The sequence below is a fragment of the Planktothrix pseudagardhii genome (assembly GCF_904830925.1).
GTDB lineage: Bacteria > Cyanobacteriota > Cyanobacteriia > Cyanobacteriales > Microcoleaceae > Planktothrix > Planktothrix tepida.
In genome coordinates this window covers 1542483-1564171 of sequence record NZ_LR882967.1, presented here as the reverse complement: position 1 = coordinate 1564171, position 21689 = coordinate 1542483, and the positions used below count along the sequence as shown (strand labels likewise).

The 21689-nt window shown below is 40.5% G+C and carries 23 protein-coding genes; 15 read left to right on the top strand and 8 right to left on the bottom strand.

Translation table 11 applies throughout. The features are described from left to right. The first annotated feature begins 113 nt into the window (after positions 1-113). The 13 genes from rlmD (at position 114) to NMK36_RS06560 (ending at position 10265) form a co-directional block, all read left to right on the top strand. On the top strand, positions 114-1517 hold the full coding sequence (rlmD, locus tag NMK36_RS06620; protein WP_254173359.1) for a 23S rRNA (uracil(1939)-C(5))-methyltransferase RlmD: 1404 nt from the start codon (positions 114-116) through the stop codon (positions 1515-1517). A gap of 284 nt (positions 1518-1801) precedes the next feature. After that, positions 1802-2287 carry a universal stress protein gene (locus NMK36_RS06615; RefSeq protein WP_072717145.1) on the top strand — a complete coding sequence of 162 codons (486 nt, stop codon included), beginning with the start codon at positions 1802-1804 and terminating at the stop codon, positions 2285-2287. Positions 2288-2328: 41 nt separating this feature from the next. Next, on the top strand, positions 2329-3375 hold the full coding sequence (gene lpxD, locus NMK36_RS06610; RefSeq protein WP_072717146.1) for a UDP-3-O-(3-hydroxymyristoyl)glucosamine N-acyltransferase: 1047 nt from the start codon (positions 2329-2331) through the stop codon (positions 3373-3375). Between the two features lie 509 nt (positions 3376-3884). Next, positions 3885-4286, top strand: a complete 402-nt coding sequence (locus NMK36_RS06605) for an AbrB family transcriptional regulator (RefSeq protein WP_072717147.1) — start codon at positions 3885-3887, stop codon at positions 4284-4286. Between the two features lie 23 nt (positions 4287-4309). Further along, on the top strand, positions 4310-5200 hold the full coding sequence (locus NMK36_RS06600; RefSeq protein WP_072717148.1) for a CPBP family intramembrane glutamic endopeptidase: 891 nt from the start codon (positions 4310-4312) through the stop codon (positions 5198-5200). 40 nt (positions 5201-5240) lie between these two features. Next, positions 5241-6053, top strand: coding sequence for a radical SAM protein (locus NMK36_RS06595; protein WP_072717149.1), 813 nt, complete (start codon positions 5241-5243; stop codon positions 6051-6053). Positions 6054-6273: 220 nt separating this feature from the next. Next, positions 6274-6687 (top strand): AbrB family transcriptional regulator, encoded by a 414-nt coding sequence (locus tag NMK36_RS06590; protein WP_072717150.1) that lies wholly within the window; start codon positions 6274-6276, stop codon positions 6685-6687. Between the two features lie 171 nt (positions 6688-6858). Further along, entirely contained in the window at positions 6859-7296 is a 438-nt protein-coding gene (locus NMK36_RS06585) for a secondary thiamine-phosphate synthase enzyme YjbQ (RefSeq protein ID WP_072717151.1), read from the top strand. A gap of 5 nt (positions 7297-7301) precedes the next feature. After that, complete coding sequence (locus NMK36_RS06580; protein WP_072717152.1) at positions 7302-7745, top strand: DUF2358 domain-containing protein; 444 nt, start codon at positions 7302-7304, stop codon at positions 7743-7745. A 128-nt stretch (positions 7746-7873) separates the two neighbouring features. Then, the gene (locus tag NMK36_RS06575; RefSeq protein ID WP_072717153.1) at positions 7874-8182 is read left to right on the top strand and encodes a DUF760 domain-containing protein; all 309 of its coding nucleotides are present in this window, start codon (positions 7874-7876) and stop codon (positions 8180-8182) included. A gap of 141 nt (positions 8183-8323) precedes the next feature. Beyond that, positions 8324-9490 carry a DHH family phosphoesterase gene (locus tag NMK36_RS06570; RefSeq protein ID WP_072717154.1) on the top strand — a complete coding sequence of 389 codons (1167 nt, stop codon included), beginning with the start codon at positions 8324-8326 and terminating at the stop codon, positions 9488-9490. Positions 9491-9665: 175 nt separating this feature from the next. Then, a complete protein-coding gene (locus tag NMK36_RS06565; protein ID WP_072717155.1) occupies positions 9666-9980 on the top strand; it encodes a hypothetical protein in 315 nt (104 codons plus the stop codon). 9 nt (positions 9981-9989) lie between these two features. Beyond that, positions 9990-10265, top strand: a complete 276-nt coding sequence (locus tag NMK36_RS06560) for a type II toxin-antitoxin system HicA family toxin (RefSeq protein WP_072717156.1) — start codon at positions 9990-9992, stop codon at positions 10263-10265. Positions 10266-10726: 461 nt separating this feature from the next. Here the strand turns inward: NMK36_RS06560 and NMK36_RS06555 are convergent, their stop codons facing one another. The 5 genes from NMK36_RS06555 to trpB all read right to left on the bottom strand — a co-directional run bounded on the left by NMK36_RS06555 (position 10727) and on the right by trpB (position 15390). Further along, the gene (locus NMK36_RS06555; RefSeq protein WP_072717157.1) at positions 10727-11353 is read right to left on the bottom strand and encodes a ribonuclease D; all 627 of its coding nucleotides are present in this window, start codon (positions 11351-11353) and stop codon (positions 10727-10729) included. Between the two features lie 127 nt (positions 11354-11480). Then, positions 11481-12002, bottom strand: coding sequence for a CAP domain-containing protein (locus NMK36_RS06550; protein WP_254173358.1), 522 nt, complete (start codon positions 12000-12002; stop codon positions 11481-11483). A gap of 791 nt (positions 12003-12793) precedes the next feature. Then, the gene (locus NMK36_RS06545; protein WP_072717159.1) at positions 12794-13207 is read right to left on the bottom strand and encodes a hypothetical protein; all 414 of its coding nucleotides are present in this window, start codon (positions 13205-13207) and stop codon (positions 12794-12796) included. Between the two features lie 113 nt (positions 13208-13320). Further along, the gene (locus tag NMK36_RS06540; protein ID WP_139294931.1) at positions 13321-14016 is read right to left on the bottom strand and encodes a hypothetical protein; all 696 of its coding nucleotides are present in this window, start codon (positions 14014-14016) and stop codon (positions 13321-13323) included. Between the two features lie 123 nt (positions 14017-14139). Next, on the bottom strand, positions 14140-15390 hold the full coding sequence (gene trpB, locus NMK36_RS06535) for a tryptophan synthase subunit beta (RefSeq protein ID WP_072717161.1): 1251 nt from the start codon (positions 15388-15390) through the stop codon (positions 14140-14142). A gap of 150 nt (positions 15391-15540) precedes the next feature. On the opposite strand from trpB, the gene NMK36_RS06530 reads away from it, so the two are divergent. After that, positions 15541-16620 carry a hypothetical protein gene (locus NMK36_RS06530; protein ID WP_254173357.1) on the top strand — a complete coding sequence of 360 codons (1080 nt, stop codon included), beginning with the start codon at positions 15541-15543 and terminating at the stop codon, positions 16618-16620. A 30-nt stretch (positions 16621-16650) separates the two neighbouring features. Here NMK36_RS06530 and NMK36_RS06525 read toward each other — a convergent pair whose 3' ends face one another. Then, positions 16651-17055, bottom strand: coding sequence for a hypothetical protein (locus NMK36_RS06525; RefSeq protein ID WP_254173356.1), 405 nt, complete (start codon positions 17053-17055; stop codon positions 16651-16653). Positions 17056-17155: 100 nt separating this feature from the next. Here NMK36_RS06525 and NMK36_RS06520 point away from each other — a divergent pair, with 100 nt between their 5' ends. Beyond that, positions 17156-18721 carry a GUN4 domain-containing protein gene (locus tag NMK36_RS06520; protein WP_254173355.1) on the top strand — a complete coding sequence of 522 codons (1566 nt, stop codon included), beginning with the start codon at positions 17156-17158 and terminating at the stop codon, positions 18719-18721. Positions 18722-18765: 44 nt separating this feature from the next. Here NMK36_RS06520 and NMK36_RS06515 read toward each other — a convergent pair whose 3' ends face one another. Both NMK36_RS06515 and NMK36_RS06510 read right to left on the bottom strand, forming a co-directional pair. After that, positions 18766-20091 (bottom strand): IS4 family transposase, encoded by a 1326-nt coding sequence (locus NMK36_RS06515; RefSeq protein WP_254173354.1) that lies wholly within the window; start codon positions 20089-20091, stop codon positions 18766-18768. Between the two features lie 334 nt (positions 20092-20425). Continuing rightward, positions 20426-21652, bottom strand: coding sequence for a response regulator transcription factor (locus NMK36_RS06510; RefSeq protein WP_254173353.1), 1227 nt, complete (start codon positions 21650-21652; stop codon positions 20426-20428). Between the last annotated feature and the right edge of the window lie 37 nt (positions 21653-21689).

Genomic DNA, 21689 nt, shown 5'->3' with positions numbered 1-21689 from the left:
GACTCAGGGGGATCTGGGGAAGCAGTTAATTGTAAATCGAGAGTGATTGGCTTAAATCGGTGTGAACAATCCCCCCAAAATCGTTAACAATTCTTAATTTTTAATCCTTAATCATGATGTGGCAGCAAGGACAACAAGTAGAAATTGAAATTACAGATTTAACCGATGATGGCAATGGAGTGGGCCGTTACCAAGATCGAGTGGTATTTGTTCCAGATACGGTTCCGGGCGATCGCCTACGGGTGCGACTGGTGCGGGTCAAAAGTAAGTATGCTGAAGGGAAAGTGCAGCATATCTTAGAAGCATCTCCTGATCGGGTTTCCCCGCGATGTATTGTGGCGGATAAATGTGGGGGCTGTCAGTGGCAACATATTGATTATGAATTTCAATTACAAGCCAAACGGGATTTAGTCGTTAAAGCCTTAGAACGGATTGGGGGATTTACCCAGCCTCCGGTGGAGCCAGTATTAGCAGGAGAGTCGGCTTTAGGATATCGTAATAAAGTCACCTATCCCCTGGGACGTTCTGCAAGCGGTCAAGTCCAGGCGGGTTACTTTCAGAAACACAGTCATCGTTTAGTTAACTTAAATCAATGTCCGGTACAGGATCAACGTCTAAATCCTTTACTGGCGAATATTAAGCAAGATATTCAAAAGCGAGGGTGGTCAATTTATGACGAACCCCAACACCGAGGAAAACTTCGCCATCTGTCCCTGAGAATTGGACAACGCACCGGGGAAATGTTGTTAACTTTAATTGCAACCCAGGGGAGTTTACCCGGACTGCAAGAACAAGCGGAAACTTGGTTAGAACAATATCCTTCCTTAAAGGGGGTTTGTTTAAATATCAATGCGGATCAAACAAATGCTATTTTTGGTCAGGAAACACGCTGTTTAGCGGGTCAACCCTATTTAACGGAAGAATTTGGGGGACTCCAGTTTTTGCTGAGACCCGATACGTTTTTTCAAATTAATACAGAAGTGGCAGAAGCGTTATTACAAATAATGCTACAAGAACTTAATTTACAAGGAACTGAACGGATTGTTGATGCCTATTGTGGAATTGGGACATTTACTTTACCTCTAGCGAAGGATTTACTGCAAAAACAAGCAGGTTCTAAGCCGTCGTTACAACCGCCTCAAGTGATCGGTTTGGAAGTACAAGAAATGGCGATTGAGCAAGCTCGGCAGAATGCTATTTTAAATCAAATTGACACCGTTGAGTTTAAACTGGGAACCGTGCAAAAGTTATTACCTCAGTTAGGGTATAAACCTGATATTGTGTTACTTGATCCGCCTCGAAAAGGATGCGATCGCAGGGTATTAGAAACCTTGCTAGATCTCCAACCTCAACAACTGATCTATATCAGTTGTAAACCCGCAACCTTAGCACGGGATCTAAAAGTTTTATGTGAAATGGGAGTCTATGAATTAATACGGGTACAACCTGCGGATTTTTTCCCGCAAACGTCCCATGTTGAATGTGCTGCTTTTTTAAGTCGTTCATCCCAGCAATGACATCAAACCCTGGATTCATGACCCCTTAAGGAAATTTCTGTTTCTATTTTTTGTGATCAAAATTTGTGAAACAGAAATCCCATTCATCTTATAATGGGTAAAACATTAACACTAAATTCTGGCTAAGGTCGTTCTCCTAGATCATTAAAAACTTCTTGGAATCAATTCCTAGGGAGTCATCTTTAAAAAACCGAACCAATTCCCCGGTTCTGTTGCTTGGATCTGTCCTTAGTCCCCCATGAGTGGTTTAACAATTGCCCCTTACAGATCAACATATAAAAGGTATGTTTAAGAAAATTCTTGCGCCTTTGGATCTGTCTTCCAACAGTCAGGCTGTGTTTGAGCAAGCTTTAGAACTGGCAGTATGCAATCAAGCGAATTTGATGTTACTGCACGTTTTGTGTACGGACGAAGAAAGCAGTCCTGATTTTGGCATCTTAGTCGGGTTAAGCTACTATCCAACGGCAAATCAAGAATTGCTCTATACCTATCAGCAGCAATGGCAAGAGTTTACCCAAAAAAGTTTAGATGCCCTTAAATCTTGGCACCAAATCGCAATAGATGCAGGGGTGGCGACGGAATATACACAAACCGTCGGTAAACCGGGTAAAACGATTTGTGAGGTTGCCAAACATTGGGAAGCGGATTTGATTTTGATGGGACGTCGGGGTTACTCGGCTTTAGGAGAATTGCTTTTAGGAAGTGTTAGTCAATATGTTGTTCATCATGGGCCTTGTTCGGTGTTAATCGTACAATCCCATCCGTCTTAAATTGATTTAAAATTTGCTACCCCTGCCATTTTTTCTGAAGAATGAAGTTTAGTGAACTGGTTGAAAAACTTAACAGTGGAATTACGGGCCATAGTTTGACAGATAACCCCTCCCTCGATCCCGATATTCATGGGGTGGCGGCGGTGGATAAAGCGACCTCTGGAACTCTTAGCTATATTGAAGGATTAAAATTTGCCTCCTTTGTGCAGCAGTCTGCTGCGAGTGCGCTGATTTTACCTGTAGATGAAGGGTTACAAACTCAAGCAACCGAACGGGGTTTAGCGTGGGTGGCGGGGGCAAATCCCAGGGCGATTTTTGCGGCGGCGATCGCATTATTTTATCAACCTTACCAACCCCAACCCTCGATTCATCCCAGTGCGGTGATTGATCCGAGTGCCCAAATTGGCTCAGAGGTTTATATTGGCCCCCATGTGGTGATTCAAGCGGGGGTGACGATTGGAAATCAGGTGTGTTTGCATCCAAATGTGGTGATTTATCCCCAGGTCACGATTGGCGATCGCACTATCTTACACGCCAATTGCACGATTCATGAACGCGCCCAAATCGGTTGTGATTGTGTGATTCATAGTGGGGCTGTCATCGGGGCTGAAGGCTTTGGTTTTGTTCCCACCGCTTCGGGTTGGATGAAAATGGAACAATCGGGAATTACCGTATTAGAAGACGGGGTAGAAGTGGGATGTAATAGTACGATTGATCGCCCCGCCGTGGGAGAAACCCGCATCGGAAAAGCTACGAAATTAGACAATTTAGTGCATATTGGTCACGGCTGTACCATCGGCGAGAATTGCGCCTTTGCCGCCCAAGTAGGATTAGCTGGGGGTGTCACCATTGGGAATGGGGTGTTATTAGCGGGTCAAGTTGGTATTTCCAATCAAGTCAAGGTGGGGGATGGGGTCATCGTTACGGCTCAATCTGGCGTTCATCATAATATTTCACGGGGAGAGATGGTCTCTGGTTCCCCGGCTCTTGCTAACAAGCTTTATTTAAAAACGGCGGCGGTTTATAGACGATTACCTGAACTGTACCAATCTTTAAAAGCGTTAGAACGTCGTTTTAGAGATTCTTAGGGGTTGACGGTTGAGGGTTAACTCTGTTTCCTAATTCCTAATGGCTTTCTGGGTGGGAAAGGGTCGGGAATCGGAAAGACGAGGGTGGGATTTTTTGAAGTCTAATCACGGATATATTGATCTGTCTTAACGGCAGATTTTTTTTAATGCCATGGCTCAAGGGAGTGGGATGATTTTTCTTCAGGGGAGATGGCGGGCTGAAAAAATTGCGCTCCTGACTCTAGGGGCGTAAAATAGGGCGGCTATCCAATTTTCAAGACAGAGCTAAGGGATGAGTTCTAGTACCATCGAATAAGTCTATATTCCCCTGCTCAATCTCAACGGGATTTTGAAGTCCCGTTTTTTTGCTCAGGGTAGAGATGGTGATTCCTGTATGGAAAGATTTGTAACTTAGAAAAAAAAATATTTGTCAAATTGATGAATTTAAGTATATATTATTTTTTATAACTCCAAAAAGTTGAATTGGATAAAAATTACCTACCTAGAGAAGTAAGGAGATTAAGAACAACATGAATAAACCTGCACCAACTCCCTTAACCGGAAAGGCTCTGCTTCAAAAAGTAAAAGAACTGTCTCATATGCCTCGGCGTGAAACAGCAAAGCTGTGCGGTTATTACAGCACGACAAAGGACAACCAAGTTCGCGTCAATCTCACAGATTTTTATGATGCAGTGCTGAAAGCACGGGGGATTCCGCTTAGTCCCGATGGTACAAAAGATGGTCGGGGTCGGGAAGCAACTTATATGGTGAGCGTTCACAAAAACGGTCAAATTGTAATAGGCTCAACCTATACCAAAGAAATGGGACTTAAACCGGGTGATGAGTTTGATATCAAGCTCGGATACAAGCATATTCACCTGATTCAAGTCGAAAATGGAAAAGATGCCAGCAGTGGCGATGAAGAAGAGTAAATTCGCTCACCTGAGCCATTAGAATGATATTTTCATGGCTTGCAAATGCGCCAACCCTGATTAAAATTGCTGTTTTTTTTGGGGTGTGGATGGGTTTATGGATGCCAATTGCTGTTGTCAGTGCATTCGCTCTCAATTGGCGTCCTTCTGAACCCCTAAATGAAACCCAAAAATTAACGTTGCTGGCGTCACTTTATGGAATTGCTCCCATAGTTTTGTGGAAAGTTAGCCAAGTTGAGGGTCGATCCTTCTTCGATTATGGTTTAGCTTGGAGATCGCAGTTTTTCATATCAATTGCCATTGGTTTCGGTCTGGCTGTTATCAGCCTGATCGCCTTATTTGGTTTTCAATTTATCCTGGGTTGGCTCAATTGGCGGCAACAACACTGGGAAAATACAGGTGAACAGTCCTCTTCCCTAAATTTTTTGCTTCACCCTATAAAGGGATGGATTAAATTATGGAAAAAAATATTAGTTTTTGGGCCAATTTTTCTGATAGCCCTGTGGATTAGTAGTAACGAGGAGTTAATCTTTCGAGGATTTTTACAAAAACAATTACAGCAAGAGTATTCAGCCTTTATCGCCGCCGTGATCGCCAGTGTGATTTTTGCCCTTTCCCATCTGTTGTGGGACGTTCGCAACACATTACCCCAATTACCCGGATTAGGATTAATGGGAATGGTGTTGACTTTCGCCTGTTTGGGTCAGGGGGGGTCTTTAGGTCTAGCCATTGGACTACACGCGGGTTGGATTTGGGGGATAGCCAGTTTGGATACCCTGGGAGGAGTTGAGGCTACCCAGAAAGTTCCTGAATGGGTAACAGGGTTAGGGGGAAAACCCTTAGCCGGAGTATTGGGAATAGTAATGTTGTTGCTGGTCGCGGGTTTATTAGAAATCGTTTACCCTTTAAGCTAAATCTTGATCTTGCGGTGGCATTTTGCTACCTTGAAAAATTATGACAACCGCAACAGTTTCTACTCCAGAATTTACCCCGGTGTATGGCCCTGTGTGGTCGTGGCGCTATGGAAAATCCTTGGGAATTGATCCCATCGGTGAGATTTCCACCTGTTCTTTTAATTGTGTTTATTGTCAACTCGGAGAAATTAAACTTAAAACCCAACAACGTCAAATTTATGTTCCCACCGATCAAATTTTACAAGCCTTAGCTGAGTTTGCGCCTTGGGATGTGGATGTGATTACCTTAAGTGGAAGTGGAGAACCCACCTTAGCCGCAAATTTAGGGGAAATTTTAATCGGAATTAAAACCCTCACACAGCGTCCAACTTTGGTGTTAACCAACGGGACAACATTATCAGATTCTCAAGTTCGAGAACAATTAGCTTTAGCCGATCGGGTGTCTGTAAAACTCGATGGTATTTCAACCGCCCAACTTCAAAGAGTGAATCAACCCGTCAGGGAAATTGATTTAACACAGCTACTCATAGATCTGCAAGAATTTCGTCGCATCTTCCCTGGAGAATTAGGAATCCAAACGATGATTTTATCGCCTTGGTCATTATCAGATCGCCAGGAATATCAACGTTGGATCAAAGCGATCGCACCGACCGAAATTCAACTGAATACTCCCACTCGTCCCAAACCGTTAAAACATGAATTAGCCGGACGAGAAAATCATCCCTCCCCTGAAAATCTCCCCTATCAAGCTCGGAAACTCAAATCAGTTGAGCCTTCAGTCTTACAAGATTTTGCTCAAGAAATTCAAGCGCAAACCGGAATTTCTGTCCGCTATCCTCCCCTATCTCATTGATCATCAAGTCCTAGTTGTTTTGGGAACAGCGAGCAGATTTTGATTAAAACTTCAATATATCAATTAATTTGATATGTCATGGAGATCAAAAAAGGCTTTTTTTTTAAATGATTCTTCAGGTTCCTAAAATGTATTGAAATGTTAACAATACCGAAAATTTTATAGAAGAAAATAAAATAAATATGATAAAATAAAATTTAGTTACACTTGGAGAATATTTATGGCAAAAACAATCACAGAAAAGCCTTCAACTACTCCCCTAACAGGTAAAGCCTTATTACAGAAAGTTAAAGCTTTGGGCAACTTACCTCGTCGGGAAGCGGCTCGCTTGTGTGGGTATTATACCCAGACAAAAGATAGCCAAACTCGCGCCAATATGACAGAATTTTACGATGCGTTACTGGCTGCAAAGGGCATCGCCTTAGACCCAGGACGCACGAAAGATGGACGGGGAAGGGAAGCAAGTTTTCGCGCTTGTGTTCATAAAAACGGTTCCCTGGTTATTGGTGCGAACTATACTGAATCTATGGGATTAGAAGCTGGAGATCAATTTGAAATTCGCTTAGGTTCAAAACACATTCACTTGATTCAAGTTGGGGAGAAATCTGAAGAAGATGTCCTCGATGAAGAATAACTGCTTAACTCTGATTTAAGGGGTCAAGGTTAGCTTGTCTAATTTTAAAAAACCCGCATCCACAAGCTACTGTAATTCCACATTTAATTAAACATAAAACGTTTAATCGACCCACAAGCTAACCTTCTCCCTTCAAGTCAGGAAAATCTTCTGTTTTTTTTAGGTTCATCTATGTCTATTATTTATCGTCTGATTGAAATTGAAACGGAAACCGGAATTGGAATCTATAATATTACGCCTCAGATTGTAGAACAGTTAAAATCAACAGAAATTCAAAATGGGCAAGTGTTAGTCTTCTCCCGACATACCACAACCGCACTGGCGATTAATGAATATGAAGAACGTCTGTTAGAGGATATTAAAGTTCATTGGCAAAAATTAGCTCCTGCTGATGCCAAATATCTTCATAATGACTTACATTTAAGAATTGTTCCTCCCGATGAACCCATGAATGCTCATTCCCATTTAATTGCGATGATGTTAAGTACCAGTGAAGTGATTCCTATTGTAAATGGAGAGTTAGCGTTAGGAACTTGGCAATCGGTTTTATTTTTTGAATTAGACGGCCCTAGAACCCGCACCGTTGCGATTCAATTCAGTGGAGAATAGAGAGAATGGAAACTTTTATCACACTCACTCCCGAAGAATATAACGCTCAAATTGAACGAGTGATTACGACGTTGAATCAGGATTTACCGATGTTATTTGAACGAGATATTTCCTATGATATTTATACCTCGGATATAGAGTTTATTGACCCCGTAAATCGGTTTAAAGGTAAGTTTAGTTATCGGATTATTTTTTGGACATTACGGTTTCACGGTCGGTTATTTTTTACAGAATTGTATTTTGATTTACATGATGTTCAACAAACTCAATCAGATATTATTACTGCTAACTGGACAGTGCGGGGAACTTTACGTTTACCCTGGAAACCTCAATTATTTTTTAATGGATATTCTACCTATAAGCTTACTTCTCAAGGCTTAATTTATTATCATCAAGATACTTGGGATAGACCACCTCAAGCTATTTTAAAACAATTCATAAGCTCGTAATTTTGATTAAGAGTCGAATAAGCCGTTCTCTAAGTTCGGTTTTACACACTATAACAAGTTGAAAAAGGTTAGTTACATTAAAAATAAGAACAGAAAGCAATAACAAGATTAAATTATTTGATAAGACTATGACAAACCCTGTATCTCATCGTCAACTCTCTGCAAATAATGTGTTGTGGCAATATGTTCAATCTATGGAACCCGAAACTATTGCCAAATTGTCTCAACCGGAACCCGAAGTTGCTCAAATTATGGAAAATAGCTTGATGCAAATGTTAGGTGGTTTACCCTCAGAGCATTTTGATGTTACGATTACCACAAACCGTGAGGATTTAGGCCGTCTTTTAGCATCAGCAATGATGAATGGTTATTTCCTCTACAATGCCAAACAACGCCTGGAGTTTGAAAAATCTTTATCTCCTTCTCAAGAGGCTTGATTTTCGCAGAAAAGTTGCTACAGTCAAAAATAGTTGCACTGCAACACATTGAACAATTCCAATGATTCGGCTTTATTCCTTCCATACCGATTGGTGTGGGAGGAAACCTCTATTACAACTTAGTTTTATTTATATTTTACAGTGAACAATTCCACTCAATCTGAATCCCTAACGGTTTCAAGGGAACCTTCTCTCTCCCTGTGTCCTGAATTTGTTTTACCCATTCAGAAAAAACAGGCTTTTCAGCAAGTTTTAGAACGTCATTCGGGAGAACATCAATTAATTATTATACAAGACTTTCCCGATCCTGATGCGTTATCTTCGGCTTGGGCTTATCAGTTAATTGCTAAACAATATAATATTGACTGTGATATTGTCTATGCTGGAACCCTCAGCCATCAAGAAAATATTGCCTTAGTGAAATTAACAGGATTACCTGTCCATCGCTGGCCATTAGAAATGGCAAAAACCAAAGATTTATCAATTTATTCCGGTTGTGTTTTAATTGATAATCAAGGAACAACCAGTCAACTAACCCCTTTAATTCACTCGGCTAAACTGCCAATTACGGTATTAATTGATCATCATAGTTTACAAAAGGATTTACATCCCGAATTTTGTGATATTCGTCCTCAAATTAAAGCGACGGCTACAATTTTAACTCAATATTTACAATCGGGATTTTTAGAACTCGATGATAGTGAAATTGATCATATTAATTGTACAACGGCGTTAATGCACGGGTTACGTTCGGATACGAATCAACTTCGACAAGCCACCCGTGAAGACTTCTTAGCCGCAGCTTATCTCAGTAATTATTATGATGCGAGTTTATTAGATTCTGTGTTGCGTTCTTCTCGGTCTAAACGGGTGATGGATGTCATAGAACGAGGATTATCAAATCGTCAAGTTTTAGATAATGTCTCAATTTCAGGGGTCGGTTTTTTACGCGCTTCTGACCGAGATGCTATTCCGCAAGCGGCCGATTTTCTATTAACTGAAGAAAACGTTCATACGGCGGTGGTTTATGGATTAGTTCATGATGATTTTAATGAACTGGAGATTATTGTGGGTTCCTTGAGAACGAATAAAATCACCCTTGACCCGGATGAATTTATTAAGGAAGCCTTTGGAACGGATGCTACGGGTAAGTTTTTTGGAGGGGGAAGAAGTCAAGCAGGAGGGTTTGAAATTCCGTTAGGGTTTCTATCGGGTTTTAATGAAAATAAAGATTATGCAGAGATGAAATGGAAGGTATTTGATGCTCAAGTGAAGCAAAAATTATTGCGTTTAGTGAATCCTGATTAAAAGGTTTAATCTGTTTCAGGCTCTTCCTCAGCATTCAACTGAATGGATAATTTGATATTTTTTAAGACACTTAGGCTAAGGGGTTGACATTTCCTAAAATTCTATACTATAGTTAATATAGTGTGGCTTATCTTATAAAAAACAGGATTATTATTGATTGTCAAAAGGAACGCCAATGAAAAACACATTATTAAGGTGTTTTCTAAAACAAGAAAATAATCAATGGGTCGCTGTTTGCATCGATCTAAATTTAGCATCTCAAGCAGATACCTGTAACGAAGCTAAATTAAAATTAGAAGAGATGATCAATTCCTATGTTCAAGAAGCTTTGACAGTAGATAGTGACTATGCAGAGCAATTATTATCTCGTAAAGCTCCTTTCACTCTCATTTTAGAATACTATTTTGCAGTTTTGCTTGAAAACTTGCCTGCTTTTAACCCTGCTCATTTTCAGATTTTTTCTGGCGTTTCACAGTCTCAAGTGGTTTAGGAGAAGATCTTGGGATTTTTTACAAAGTTTGCGCCGCCAACCTGTAAGCAAGTTAAAACAGCCCTTAAAAATATGGGTTTTGAACCCCAGAAACAAGATGGAACTTCCCATGAACAGTGGAAAAAAATTGTTAATGGGAAATTATACAAAGTTACTGTTGACTGTCCCAAAGCTCCATTTAGCAAAACCCTAGTTAAGTCCATGGCCGCCCAGGCTGGAGTATCCAAAAAAGTCTTTCTTGAATACTGTTTTGATAAAAAATTAAAAGATGATCCTCATCAGTAAAAAACTATCTTTTGTCTTCTCTTTATCCCAAAGGCAGTTGGGGAATTTTTTTTGAGAATTTTCCTGAACAGAATCATCGATAGAGGAATAAACAGGAGTAGATGCACCCTGATGGTTTTCCTTCAACTTCGGTTGAGGGATTTTTTTTGAGAATTTTCCTGAACAGAATCATCGATAGAGGAATAAACAGGAGTAGATGCACCCTGATGGTTTTCCTTCAACTTCGGTTGAGGGATTTTTTTTGAGAATTTTCCTGAACAGAATCATAGATAAAGGAATAAACAGGAGTAGATGCACCCTGATAGTTCCCCCTCAACTTCGGTTGGGGGAATTTTTTTTTGAGAATTTTCCTGAATAGAATCATAGATAAAGGAATAAACAAATGTAGATGCACCCTGATAGTTCCCCCTCAACTTCGGTTGGGGGGTTTTTGCTTGGGAAGGCTTCCTACGTCAGTTCTATTAATGGTGTTCAAAAATACCTTGAAATTGTAATAAATCTAAAGTGACTATTACAGGTAAACAGGAAAAACATTGTTGGGCGAGTTCTAAACGGTCTTCTCGTTCTAACATCGACACTAACTTTTTCTGAACACTTAATAAATAGCGAACATCATTAGCGGCATAGTTTAATTGCTCTTCGGACAGGTTACTCGCATTTCCCCAGTCAGAACTTTGGGAGGTTTTATCGAGTTCAACTTTTTCTAATTCTTGGACTAATTCTTTCAGTCCGTGTTTTCCGGTATAGGTTCGGACTAATTTACTGGCTATTTTAGTACAGAATATCGGGTTAACTTCTATTCCTAAGTAATAGCGAATAGTGGCAATATCAAATCGAGCAAAATGGAAGACTTTGAGAATATGAGGTGCTTCTAAGAGTTGTTTTAAGTTCGGTGCTTCTGTTTGACCTTTGGCAATTCTAATGGCGGTGACTTGACCTTTGAGGTCGCAAATTTGAATTAAGCAAAGGCGGTCTCGCCAAGGTAATAACCCCATTGTTTCGGTATCAACGGCTAACGCATCGGCGGTTAGGTATTCAGATAATAACGTTTCAGAAATATCCCCATCACAAACTTGAAAATTAAACATAGGATTATTGACGGTTGACGGTTGACTGTTAGCTTTGTTAGTTTTTAATAAAACTATTCCCAATTCGTAATTCGTAATTCGTAATTCGTAATTCGTAATTCGTAATTCGTAATTCCCTATTCTACATTTAAAGCCATGCTTTTCTTACAAAAATCTGAGTAAAATAATACTCGCCTTTGGCATTTCTGACAATCCCAACTCCGGTTAATTCATAATTTCCCACCATATTGCGTTGATGACCTGGACTTTCTATCCATCCTTTTACAGCTTGTTTTCCAGGGTCAACATAACCCGAATTAAAAGCGACATTTTCAGCAATTTCTTGCCAACGAACCACTTGACGAACAGCTTGAAATCGAGCTTTTGACCCCCCATGACCAAAGGGAACTTGACCGTTAGCCATTAACTGACTATGAATACGACATTGTTCACTAATTTGCGGGTCTAGTTTCAAAGGGGGTAAATTTTTAGAAGCCCGATAATTATTAACTTGTTGATGTACGGATAATTCCAATTGGGCGAGATTAGAATTATTAGGGGTAACAATGGGTGTCACTTGCGGTAGGGGCTTTCCAATTGAATTAATTTCTGCTAAAAATGTACACCCTCCCAATAATAAGGCTATTCCCATGAATGGTAATTTAAACATAGTTGATTTTAGCAATATTGTTGACGCGGTACAGTTGCGATAGGTTTGGGAAATTGTTATCGCTTTTTTTAGCTTACTGCATAAATTGTGATTTTTGTCAATACCCCTAGTTGTGGCTTACCGTTTTTGTCCAAAAATTCGTGTATCGTAAAGTCGTAAATTCGTTAAAAAACATTGATCTTATACGAAAGAATGAGGGTTTTAGCTGCCATTTTTGTCTTTAGACACAATAAACCCTTGAGCGGTGTTATCCTCAGTGTACCAGAACCTCTATAATCTCGTCAACTATTTGAGAACTATTTTCAATAAAATATCAAAACTTCCTGACAAACTTTTAAATAAAAAAATTATACGCTTATATAAATTAGAAAAATTAATATTAACTCTGCAATTAGGACTGATAACCGTAGGGGGTAACATCTAAACTGAAACTAATAACTTTCTAGTACAGTATCGTCATTTAATTCGAGAAAAGCTAAAGGAATTATAGGCTCAAATTTAGGCAAATAATAATCTTTGCTGAGAACCCTAATAAGCTTTTTAAGGAGTAAACTTGATTAAAATTTTCGGTCGGTTCAATGCTTGAATTACGGTACTGAACACGACCGAGATGAGAATGCTTCAAAAAATCTAAATCAAGTCGGGATAGGGCAATGCCACGACTCTAAACGGACACTCCAGACAGAGTAAGACTACCCTCGGTAGCGTCGTCAGTTAGTGAACTGTCAAGAATCACCGCATCGTCACTGTTGCTGAGTATGTCAATACAGAATAGGTATTCTAGAAGGTGATCAGTATGATCGCCATTCATAGTCACCACCACACCAGTCAGAAGTATCAACACCAGAAATAACTCTGTAGTTGTTTGTATACCACTCCAGTTCTCTGATGTTTGGAGTGTCCTTGGCATAAACGATGTGTCCATATTGCGGATACCTTTGCCCATCGGAATCTGGGACGAAAAAGAAATTCAGCATAGATCCCCAAGGTATACCACAGCGATTTTGGAACTCTTTTCTCGTGTTTAAGGCTGCATCATAAGAGTCATCAGCCGCATACCAAGTAGGCCATTTTTCCTTAATGATGATAGGCTTGTATCCTTTGCGGTCTACTCCTTGCTCATTGTAACCGTACTCATTAAATCCGTCTGCTCCGTAATTATCCCACGCTTTAGTCCCAACTTGATAGGCTGGATAACGGCTCATTTTTCCTCTCCAATTTAATACTGAATAAATACAACTTTGGGTGCATGAGTAATTTGTTAAAATTAAGACACAAATCCACTCACGATATCAACGTTGAACAACGATGTACTTGATCAACCCTGACTGCTATCATCAGCTTGGTAGTTCAAAGCATGATTTGTGCAGTAATCTACAAATATTGCCTCTTCATCAAGTCCTTGAACCTTCTCCCAAATTTCTCTGATTTCATGAATCATCTCCTCCACTTCTATACCGTCAGCCTGCTCTAATACAAGGTGAATTAGTTCATCTAAGCTAATTTTAGTATGATTGACGAGCGACTTAGCAAACAGGCAACAAAAAACGTTTTTGTGATTTCCAATTACACCTTCTTCGCTGAAGCCATACTTCCAATATTTTGCATCAACCCTTACAATTGCACCGTTTTCTGGAATCACATAAAGGGCTTGCACCTGTTTTCCCCCAACTGACGCATCATCGAGAATGCTTTTCAGACTTTGAGTGATTAATCCTTGAAATACATTTTTAGCAGTGTCTGAAGCACCTGGGAAAAAATCATTAATTACTTCATATATTTTATCATCGGTCTCTTCTGTGATATCTACCATGTACTCCGAATGATATCTGAGGACACGATTTCCAAGAATCTTAACTTTTCCGACTGCTTCTAGATCGTGAAGCATATCGTGAAGTTTCTCTTTATATAAACGTAGTCGAGTTGTTGCAGCACTTCTAAGAAACTCAAGCTGTTCTTTCTCCTTTGCTGATAAAGTGGCATCTTCAAGTCTTGCCATTAATTTTGTCATCATGAATCCCTCGGATTTTTTCATGAACGTATAATAAACTGAACTATGCAAGCAATTGATAATTGTTACATAATTTTAATCAACCATAACCAAACTTAATAAATGGTTTTGCTTTTAGTGCTGAATTTAACTGTTAGGATGATTCAAGAATTTTTGTACCGTTTGTACATCTTTATCTCCCCGTCCTGAACAATTTAAAATAATCCGAGGACTGCCTTCTAATTGCGGACAAAGCATTTCTAAATAAGCGATCGCATGGGCCGTTTCTAAAGCAGGAATAATGCCTTCTAAACGAGATAACTGTTGAAACGCATCCAACGCTTGTTGGTCAGTCACACTATAATATTCCGCCCGACCCAAATCTTTTAAATAGCTGTGTTCTGGCCCGACACCGGGATAATCTAACCCAGCACTAATGGAATGGGCTTCCATCACTTGACCATCATCATCTTGTAATAGATAACTCATCGCCCCGTGTAAAACGCCCACTTGACCATGAGTTAAGGTAGCGGCGTGTTTTCCGGTTTCTACCCCTGAACCTGCGGCTTCTACCCCAATTAAACGCACAGAAGATTCATTCACAAACTCATTAAATAGCCCCATGGCGTTTGAACCGCCACCGACGCAAGCTAATAAAATATCCGGTAAACCGCCCCATTTTTCTAAACATTGGTTGCGAGTTTCGATACCAATTACATTATGAAAATCCCGTACAATCATCGGATAGGGATGGGGGCCAGCAACGGAACCGAGAATATAATGGGTCGTTTCCACGTTCGTTACCCAGTCGCGGATGGCTTCAGACGTCGCATCTTTTAACGTTCCAGTTCCCGCTTCCACTGGTCGAACTTCCGCCCCTAACAACCGCATTCTAAACACATTCAGGGCTTGACGTTCCATGTCGTGAATGCCCATATAAATTACACAGTCTAGGCCATAGCGGGCGCAAACCGTCGCCGTCGCCACCCCATGTTGACCCGCCCCGGTTTCTGCAATAATGCGTTGTTTCCCCATTTTTTTCGCTAACAACGCTTGGGCGAGAGCATTATTAATTTTATGAGCCCCCGTATGGTTGAGGTCTTCCCGTTTCAGATAAATTTGCGGGCCTGTACCGTCGGGTTTAGCATAATATTGGGTGAGGCGTTCGGCGAAATACAGAGGGCTAGGCCGTCCCACATAGTCTTTAAGCAGGCTTTGGAGTTCCGTTTGAAATTCAGGATCTTGACGATAATGGTGATAGGCCGTTTCCAGTTCAGCTAAGGCAGGCATTAAGGTTTCAGGAACGTATTTGCCGCCAAATTGTCCGAAGCGTCCCAGGGGGTCAGGGCGTTGTGTTGCGGTGAGTTGGGGGTTGGGAGGTAAGGGAGTGGTAGTCACGGCGCAGGAAAATTATCAATATTGAACAATCTTTTTATTATATAGCGAGTCTCAATCAAAAGGTTAGGAATCTAACCAACTCAGTTGTTGGGAGTTAGGGAACAGAAGCCGCTTTTTGGAAATGAAATGACATTGATGGGGAAAAATGCTATGAATCAAAATTCTAATTCTTCGGTGGTTCCAGACGTAAATTTAAGCCAAAATCAATTGGATTTCCAAGCTCAAGGGTTCAATCAAAGATTAACACAAACATTAACGATTACTAATTCTGTTCCTAAAACACTGTTACAAGGAAAATGGAATATTATTCCCCATCCCAGTGATCCAATTATAGAGGATGGTAAACATCCTTGGATTGAGATTAAACCTCAAAGATTTCAAAAAAATCAAGTGGTTTGTTCTATAACGGTAGAAACAAATTTATTAAAAGCGAATCAAGTCTATGAACGTCAACTGAATTTAAAGACAAATTCTAATCCGCAAAATTATCAAATTCCTTTAACTGTTAAAACGGCGTTGCTTCCTGTTCTTCTTGGCAAAAAATTCTATATCCTGTTAGGGATAACTTTTTTAATCTTGATAGTCGCTTTAACTCCGGCTTATACTTATTTAAGTTTTGCCACAACCTTCTCAACTCCCCAATTTCGACATCATCCGGGTTTTTCTCAAATTTTAGTCGATTTATTTTGGAAAGGATTAAGTTTATTAACGGCGATAATCTGGCTTTATCTAGGAATTAGAATTGGATTATCTCGTCGTGGCGGACTCTGGGTCATTCCTTCAGCGTTCCTCTCTTATTTTCTGTTAATTTTGATGGTACAATTAATTGGGATGTTATCAGCAATAGTCATTCCCAGTGGTTCTGATTCACCTTTGAGTTTATTGTTTCAAGATGGCGGGAAATGCGGACGAATTTTGAGTCGAATGTTAATTTCTGTTTTGGGGGGTGGAAGTGTTTTAAATATGGGGGTCGTTTGGGGATGGTTAACCCAACGGTATCAAAAAATTGGCTTTGAACCAAAAGAGTCTAATATTTTAGCGTTTCTGATAATTCTATCGAGTTTTAGTTGGGGAGTTGTATTTTTTATAAAATGGCTTTTACCCGTGATGATATTAACGGGAATTTTGAGCTTAGTCGGAATTTTTAAATTAATTCAAACTAGCGTTAAGAAACGTCAGAAAGTAATTCAAGCCTATTTTCAATCAGAATCTCAAAGAATTCCTGAATAAGCAATTTAGGATTAAGTTATTCTGATTCTACTAATTAAGGTTTTTTGACGGGGACATAGGTTGAATATAACGTTGATTCGCTCGAACATAACAAGGGTTATTTTCAGGATATCTCCGAACAGGCATCCAAGGCAATTGTTGACTATCTTTGGCATTGATTAAGACTTCATCAGAACCGCCTCGATAGACTTCTGCTTGTAAAATATCTCCTTGTTTAAATTGTTGAATAATGGGGGAATTAATGTTGGGTGTTTGACGACAATTTAATGTTGTTGTAACAACTTTCCATAAAGAACCTGCCATCAAACGGGGAGAAGCTTGACCTTTAACTGGTGCTTCATTAGAGTAATAATTTCCCTGACTATCGGGGATAGGAATAGGCCGTTGACTCAATAAAACCATTGTAAGGTTTAAAACTGCTAATGGTATTTTCATAAATATAAATAATAGTAAGCTTTTCTCAATGAGGGAATTGGTGTAATTGTGATAATATAGAATCAACTATATTTTACCTCAATCAGACCAGTCCTGAACCATGAGTCAATGCCTTAACCCAGATTGCCTTCAACTCAACTCTAAAACAACAATTTTTTGTCAAAAATGTGGCTCGAAATTGCTATTAACAGATCGATATCGAGCGTTAAAAATATTAGGACAAGGAGGATTTGGTCGAACGTTTCTAGCGGTTGATGAGCATAAACCATCTCAACCCTATTGTGTGATTAAACAATTTTTACCCCAATCTCAAGGCACGAATAATCAACAAAAAGCCGAGGAACTATTTAAACAGGAAGCGATACAATTAGAACAGTTAGGCAAACATCAACAAATTCCTGAATTATTCGCCTATTTTATCCAAGATCACCGTCAATACCTTGTTCAAGAATATATTGTAGGAGAAAACTTAGCTCAAGAATTAGCTCAAAGTGGAGCTTTTTCAGAAACTAAAATTGTTAATTTGTTAGGAGATTTATTACCTGTTTTAGTGTTTATTCACCAAAAGCCATTAATTCACCGAGATATTAAACCGGAAAATATTATTAGAAGAAAGAGCGATAATAAATTTGTTTTAGTGGATTTTGGAGCAGCCAAAGCAGCGACTAGAACGGCGTTAGCGGTGACAGGAACAGTTATTGGTTCGGCTGGATATGTCGCACCAGAACAAGCGTTAGGAAAACCGACTTTTGCCAGTGATTTATATAGTTTAGGGGTGACTTGTATTCATTTATTAACGAATAAGGAACCCTTTGATTTATTTGATGTTAGTGAAGCAGATTGGGTTTGGCGAGATTATTTAAAGGTTAAAGTTAATAATACTTTGGGTCAAGTCTTAGATAAACTCTTACAACAGGGAACAAAAAAACGTTTTCAAACGGCTCAAGAAGTGTTAGAAGCATTACAATTAACCCAAAAACCGATATCATCACCAAAACTAAAATTTACACCGCAACCAACAGTCAAACCAACAGTCAAACCAACAGTCAAACCAAAACCCCAACCAACAGCCCAACCAACACCCGAACCCAATATAGAATTAAAGTCAGCTAAAGGTGTGAGTTATCGTAAATTAGAACAACTTTTGAAAGCCGGAAAGTGGAAAGAAGCTGACGAAGAAACTGCTAAAAAAATGTTAGAAGTAGCCGGAAGAACAAAGGAGGGATGGTTAAGGACTGAAGATATTGATAATTTTCCCTGTGAAGATTTACGAACGATTGACCAACTTTGGGTAAAATACAGTAATGGACGCTTCGGCTTTTCGGTACAGAAGCGCATCTATCAAAGTCTGGGTGGAACCCGGAATTATGATAGTAAAGTCTGGGAATCGTTTGGTGATCAGGTGGGTTGGCGTGTTGGAGGTAGCTGGTTGTATTACTACGATCTAAAATTCGATCAGACAGCACCAGTGGGCCACCTCCCGGCTGAACAATTCAATCAGACAGCACCAGTGAGACAGCACGACTTCAACACCAAGGTCACCTCCCGGCTTTTTTCCTCCCGGCTTTTTGTGGTGGCACCTCCTTCGGGTACATCCTTCCTTCCGGGTCGAGGCGGGGTACATCTCTGTTCTCTCGCGTCGAGACTTGTAGACTGTAACATATAAGGCTTTTAACCCGACAGTGTAGGGGCGAGGCGCGCCCATTGGCGTCAACTTAAGGAGCGATCGCCCCAAACCTGCTGTGTAAGAGCATCGATTTCTCGATGTCGTTTTCGAGTGGATTTGACCAAGCCAAATAACTTCTGATGTGAGGTTAAATAGCTAATAACATCAGAAGTTTCTCCCCGTAAACTAGCTCGAGAAAAATGATATAAAGCGCGAAATACCATTTCTGTAGAAATTCGTTCTTTCGGTTGACCTAAAGCCATAGCGACATCAGTACACAACTGATTTAAGACGGCATAAAATATCCAGGTTGATAAAATTTGAATTTGGATTCCGTTGCTATCTCCCACCCAGAGATAGGCTAATCCTAATAATCTCTTCGTTAATAAAAAGGCTTGTTCAATTTGCCAGCGATTTCGGTACAACTCACAAACTTGTTGAGCCGATAATTCCTCTGGATCTAAGACATTGGTTAAATAGCGATACCAAGTTTTTCCCCATAAGACTGAGACTAATCGTACAGGCTGATGACATCGGTTAGAACGGTACAATCCCATCTGGATAATTTCATCTTGATAGTATAACCCTTGGCTTAATGTTTTTTTGACTTGATAGGCTGTTTTTTCTCTTAATCGGGTTACAAAAAATTTTTTTTGTTCTGTAAATTCATCAAACCACCCAAACTTAAAAAAACCTAAGTCAAAAATCATTAATCCCCCTTGGGGAAGTTGTTCTAACAGTTGGTCAGTAAAGATTTTATCGTTAGCTTTTGATTCTTCTGTATACCACATTTTCACCGGTCTATATGTCCAGGCTTCTACAATCACCATCATCTTTCCCCCTAACACTGTGTTACCCTTTCTCAGCACTTTTAACTTTTTAAATATTTCTTCCAGTGTCGAACCATCTGCTATCCAAATTCCTGTAAACTTTTCTGAGATCCCTTGCCATTTTTCCGGCACTCCCTTCAGATTTTCTTCGCTTTTTAATTTCTCTATCACCTGTTCAAAGATTTCTACAAATAAACTCGCTGGTAGCGTTCTTAATCTTTTTGATAACGCTTCCACACTCACTTGCATCGGTTCTATCCACAGCATTCCTTCTTCCGTTAGGATTCTTAACAGTTCTCGCAATCCAGCTATTCTTCTATAGACTAAGCCAATAACTACTGCCATCATCACTGGTAAATTTAATACTCGCGAACGCAGTTTTTTTTCCTGAATTCCTCGGCTTTCCTTTAACGGTTTAAAATTTTCGGGTGTTAGTAGTCTATACAGTTCTTTTTCTAGCACTTCTAATGGTGGCCCTGCCATTTGACTTTGATGCCTTAAATCCGCATTTCTCAAAATTCTCCCTGTTGTTTTACTCATCTGATTTCTTTCCCCCTTCCACTAACACTGACCTTGGCGATCGCCCCTTTAAACTAACACCTACAGTTGCCACGTTGCCAGGGCGACTACTCATCGCCCTCTTCAACTCCCATTAGTCGTTGCGATCGCCTTTCCTTAAGTTGACACCAATGGGCGCGCCTCGCCCCTACAGGGGATTAATAGGGTTGCGGGTTTCCGATAGGGTCAGAAACCCGGTTTCTTAATTGAGCTTTTTGTTAGTAGCTCATGTTAGGGCAGAAACCCGGTTTCTTGGAGGTGTGGGTGGGGGTCAGAAACCCGGTTTCTTAATTGAGCTTTTTGTTAATAGCAAAGGTTAAGGTAGAAACCCGGTTTCTTGGAGGTGTCGGAGCCATTGAGTGACATCAAAGGTCGTTCCTGTTAACTTAATGATCTGGCCAGAATGATCAAAAACAGGGCCGCCTCGGGCGTTGATGTAGCGAATTTCTCCATCATTGGCGCGAATGATGCGTAAGTTGGCTTCAAACGCCTCCCTTCTGAGTGCCCGATACTGAATGGCTTCCTGATGAAGTTGGCGATCATCAGGGTGAATTAAAGCTAAAATTTCTTCAGCAGAAGGAGCAGGCTGATTCGGGTCAAGACCATGAATCAGAAAAAGCTCCTCCGTCCAATAAATTTCACGAGTTATGACATCGAACTCCCAACACCCGACTTGAGCCACTCGTTGGGCATTTCGCAACATCATTTCTGAGCGTCGTAGTTGGGCTTCAATGTGTTTGCGCTGCTCAATTTCCTCGTGTAGACGGGCATTCGCCGCCATCAATTCTTGCCAGATATTGGCGGTAATTGAATCAACTATCCCTTCTAGGAGATAAGGATCTCGGTTAAGCGACTGATTTTCCTTGTTATAAACCGGATTGAGACAGTACCCCAGACCATAGTGGGTTTGAATAAAATCTTGAAGACCCGCCTGTTCAAGCTTGCGGCGAATACTGCGAATATGGCTCTTGAGGGTGGCATCGCTGGGTAATTCATCGTCCAATGTCCACAGGCGATCGCCTATCTCGCTGCGAGAAAACATTTGTCGGGGATAAGTGAGAAATAGCTTCAGAATTTGGTATTCCTTGCGGTTGACCTTCAAAATTTGACCGTGACAAGTGATTTGTTGGGCGGCAGGATTGAGAGACAATGGCCCCCAGGTGAGCAGAGGGCTGGCCCGACGAAGACCCCGCCGCGCCAAAGCACGCAGTTGAGCCAGGAGTTCAGGAAACTGAATCGGTTTCACTAAACAGGCATCCGCCCCACTATCTAAGCCATCGACACAAGTGTTGGCATCCGCAGGCTCCAGCATCAGCAAAATCAGGACGGGGTTGCCAACCTCGCGCAAGCGACAACACAGGGTAACTCCATCCATATCAGGCAATACCGCCTCCAGCAAAACCCCATCGTACATGAACGCCTGAAGCAATTCCCAGGCTTCCTCGCCATTGGTTGCAATATCAACAATAAAGCTATGGCGCGATAAAACCTGATGTATGACCCTACACAATGTTGGGTCTGGGGAAACCAGCAGAATTCTCATGGTTTAGCGGTTCAGCTTTCACAAGGGCTATCCCTCC

Coding starts and splice junctions, on each gene's coding strand:
- rlmD (WP_254173359.1), top strand. CDS start 114: ATGATGTGGCAGCAAGGACAACAAGTAGAAATTGAAATTACAGATTTA.
- NMK36_RS06615 (WP_072717145.1), top strand. CDS start 1,802: ATGTTTAAGAAAATTCTTGCGCCTTTGGATCTGTCTTCCAACAGTCAG.
- lpxD (WP_072717146.1), top strand. CDS start 2,329: ATGAAGTTTAGTGAACTGGTTGAAAAACTTAACAGTGGAATTACGGGC.
- NMK36_RS06605 (WP_072717147.1), top strand. CDS start 3,885: ATGAATAAACCTGCACCAACTCCCTTAACCGGAAAGGCTCTGCTTCAA.
- NMK36_RS06600 (WP_072717148.1), top strand. CDS start 4,310: ATGATATTTTCATGGCTTGCAAATGCGCCAACCCTGATTAAAATTGCT.
- NMK36_RS06595 (WP_072717149.1), top strand. CDS start 5,241: ATGACAACCGCAACAGTTTCTACTCCAGAATTTACCCCGGTGTATGGC.
- NMK36_RS06590 (WP_072717150.1), top strand. CDS start 6,274: ATGGCAAAAACAATCACAGAAAAGCCTTCAACTACTCCCCTAACAGGT.
- NMK36_RS06585 (WP_072717151.1), top strand. CDS start 6,859: ATGTCTATTATTTATCGTCTGATTGAAATTGAAACGGAAACCGGAATT.
- NMK36_RS06580 (WP_072717152.1), top strand. CDS start 7,302: ATGGAAACTTTTATCACACTCACTCCCGAAGAATATAACGCTCAAATT.
- NMK36_RS06575 (WP_072717153.1), top strand. CDS start 7,874: ATGACAAACCCTGTATCTCATCGTCAACTCTCTGCAAATAATGTGTTG.
- NMK36_RS06565 (WP_072717155.1), top strand. CDS start 9,666: ATGAAAAACACATTATTAAGGTGTTTTCTAAAACAAGAAAATAATCAA.
- NMK36_RS06555 (WP_072717157.1), bottom strand. CDS start 11,353: ATGTTTAATTTTCAAGTTTGTGATGGGGATATTTCTGAAACGTTATTA.
- NMK36_RS06550 (WP_254173358.1), bottom strand. CDS start 12,002: ATGTTTAAATTACCATTCATGGGAATAGCCTTATTATTGGGAGGGTGT.
- NMK36_RS06545 (WP_072717159.1), bottom strand. CDS start 13,207: ATGAGCCGTTATCCAGCCTATCAAGTTGGGACTAAAGCGTGGGATAAT.
- NMK36_RS06540 (WP_139294931.1), bottom strand. CDS start 14,016: ATGATGACAAAATTAATGGCAAGACTTGAAGATGCCACTTTATCAGCA.
- NMK36_RS06530 (WP_254173357.1), top strand. CDS start 15,541: ATGAATCAAAATTCTAATTCTTCGGTGGTTCCAGACGTAAATTTAAGC.
- NMK36_RS06525 (WP_254173356.1), bottom strand. CDS start 17,055: ATGAAAATACCATTAGCAGTTTTAAACCTTACAATGGTTTTATTGAGT.
- NMK36_RS06520 (WP_254173355.1), top strand. CDS start 17,156: ATGAGTCAATGCCTTAACCCAGATTGCCTTCAACTCAACTCTAAAACA.
- NMK36_RS06515 (WP_254173354.1), bottom strand. CDS start 20,091: ATGAGTAAAACAACAGGGAGAATTTTGAGAAATGCGGATTTAAGGCAT.
- NMK36_RS06510 (WP_254173353.1), bottom strand. CDS start 21,652: ATGAGAATTCTGCTGGTTTCCCCAGACCCAACATTGTGTAGGGTCATA.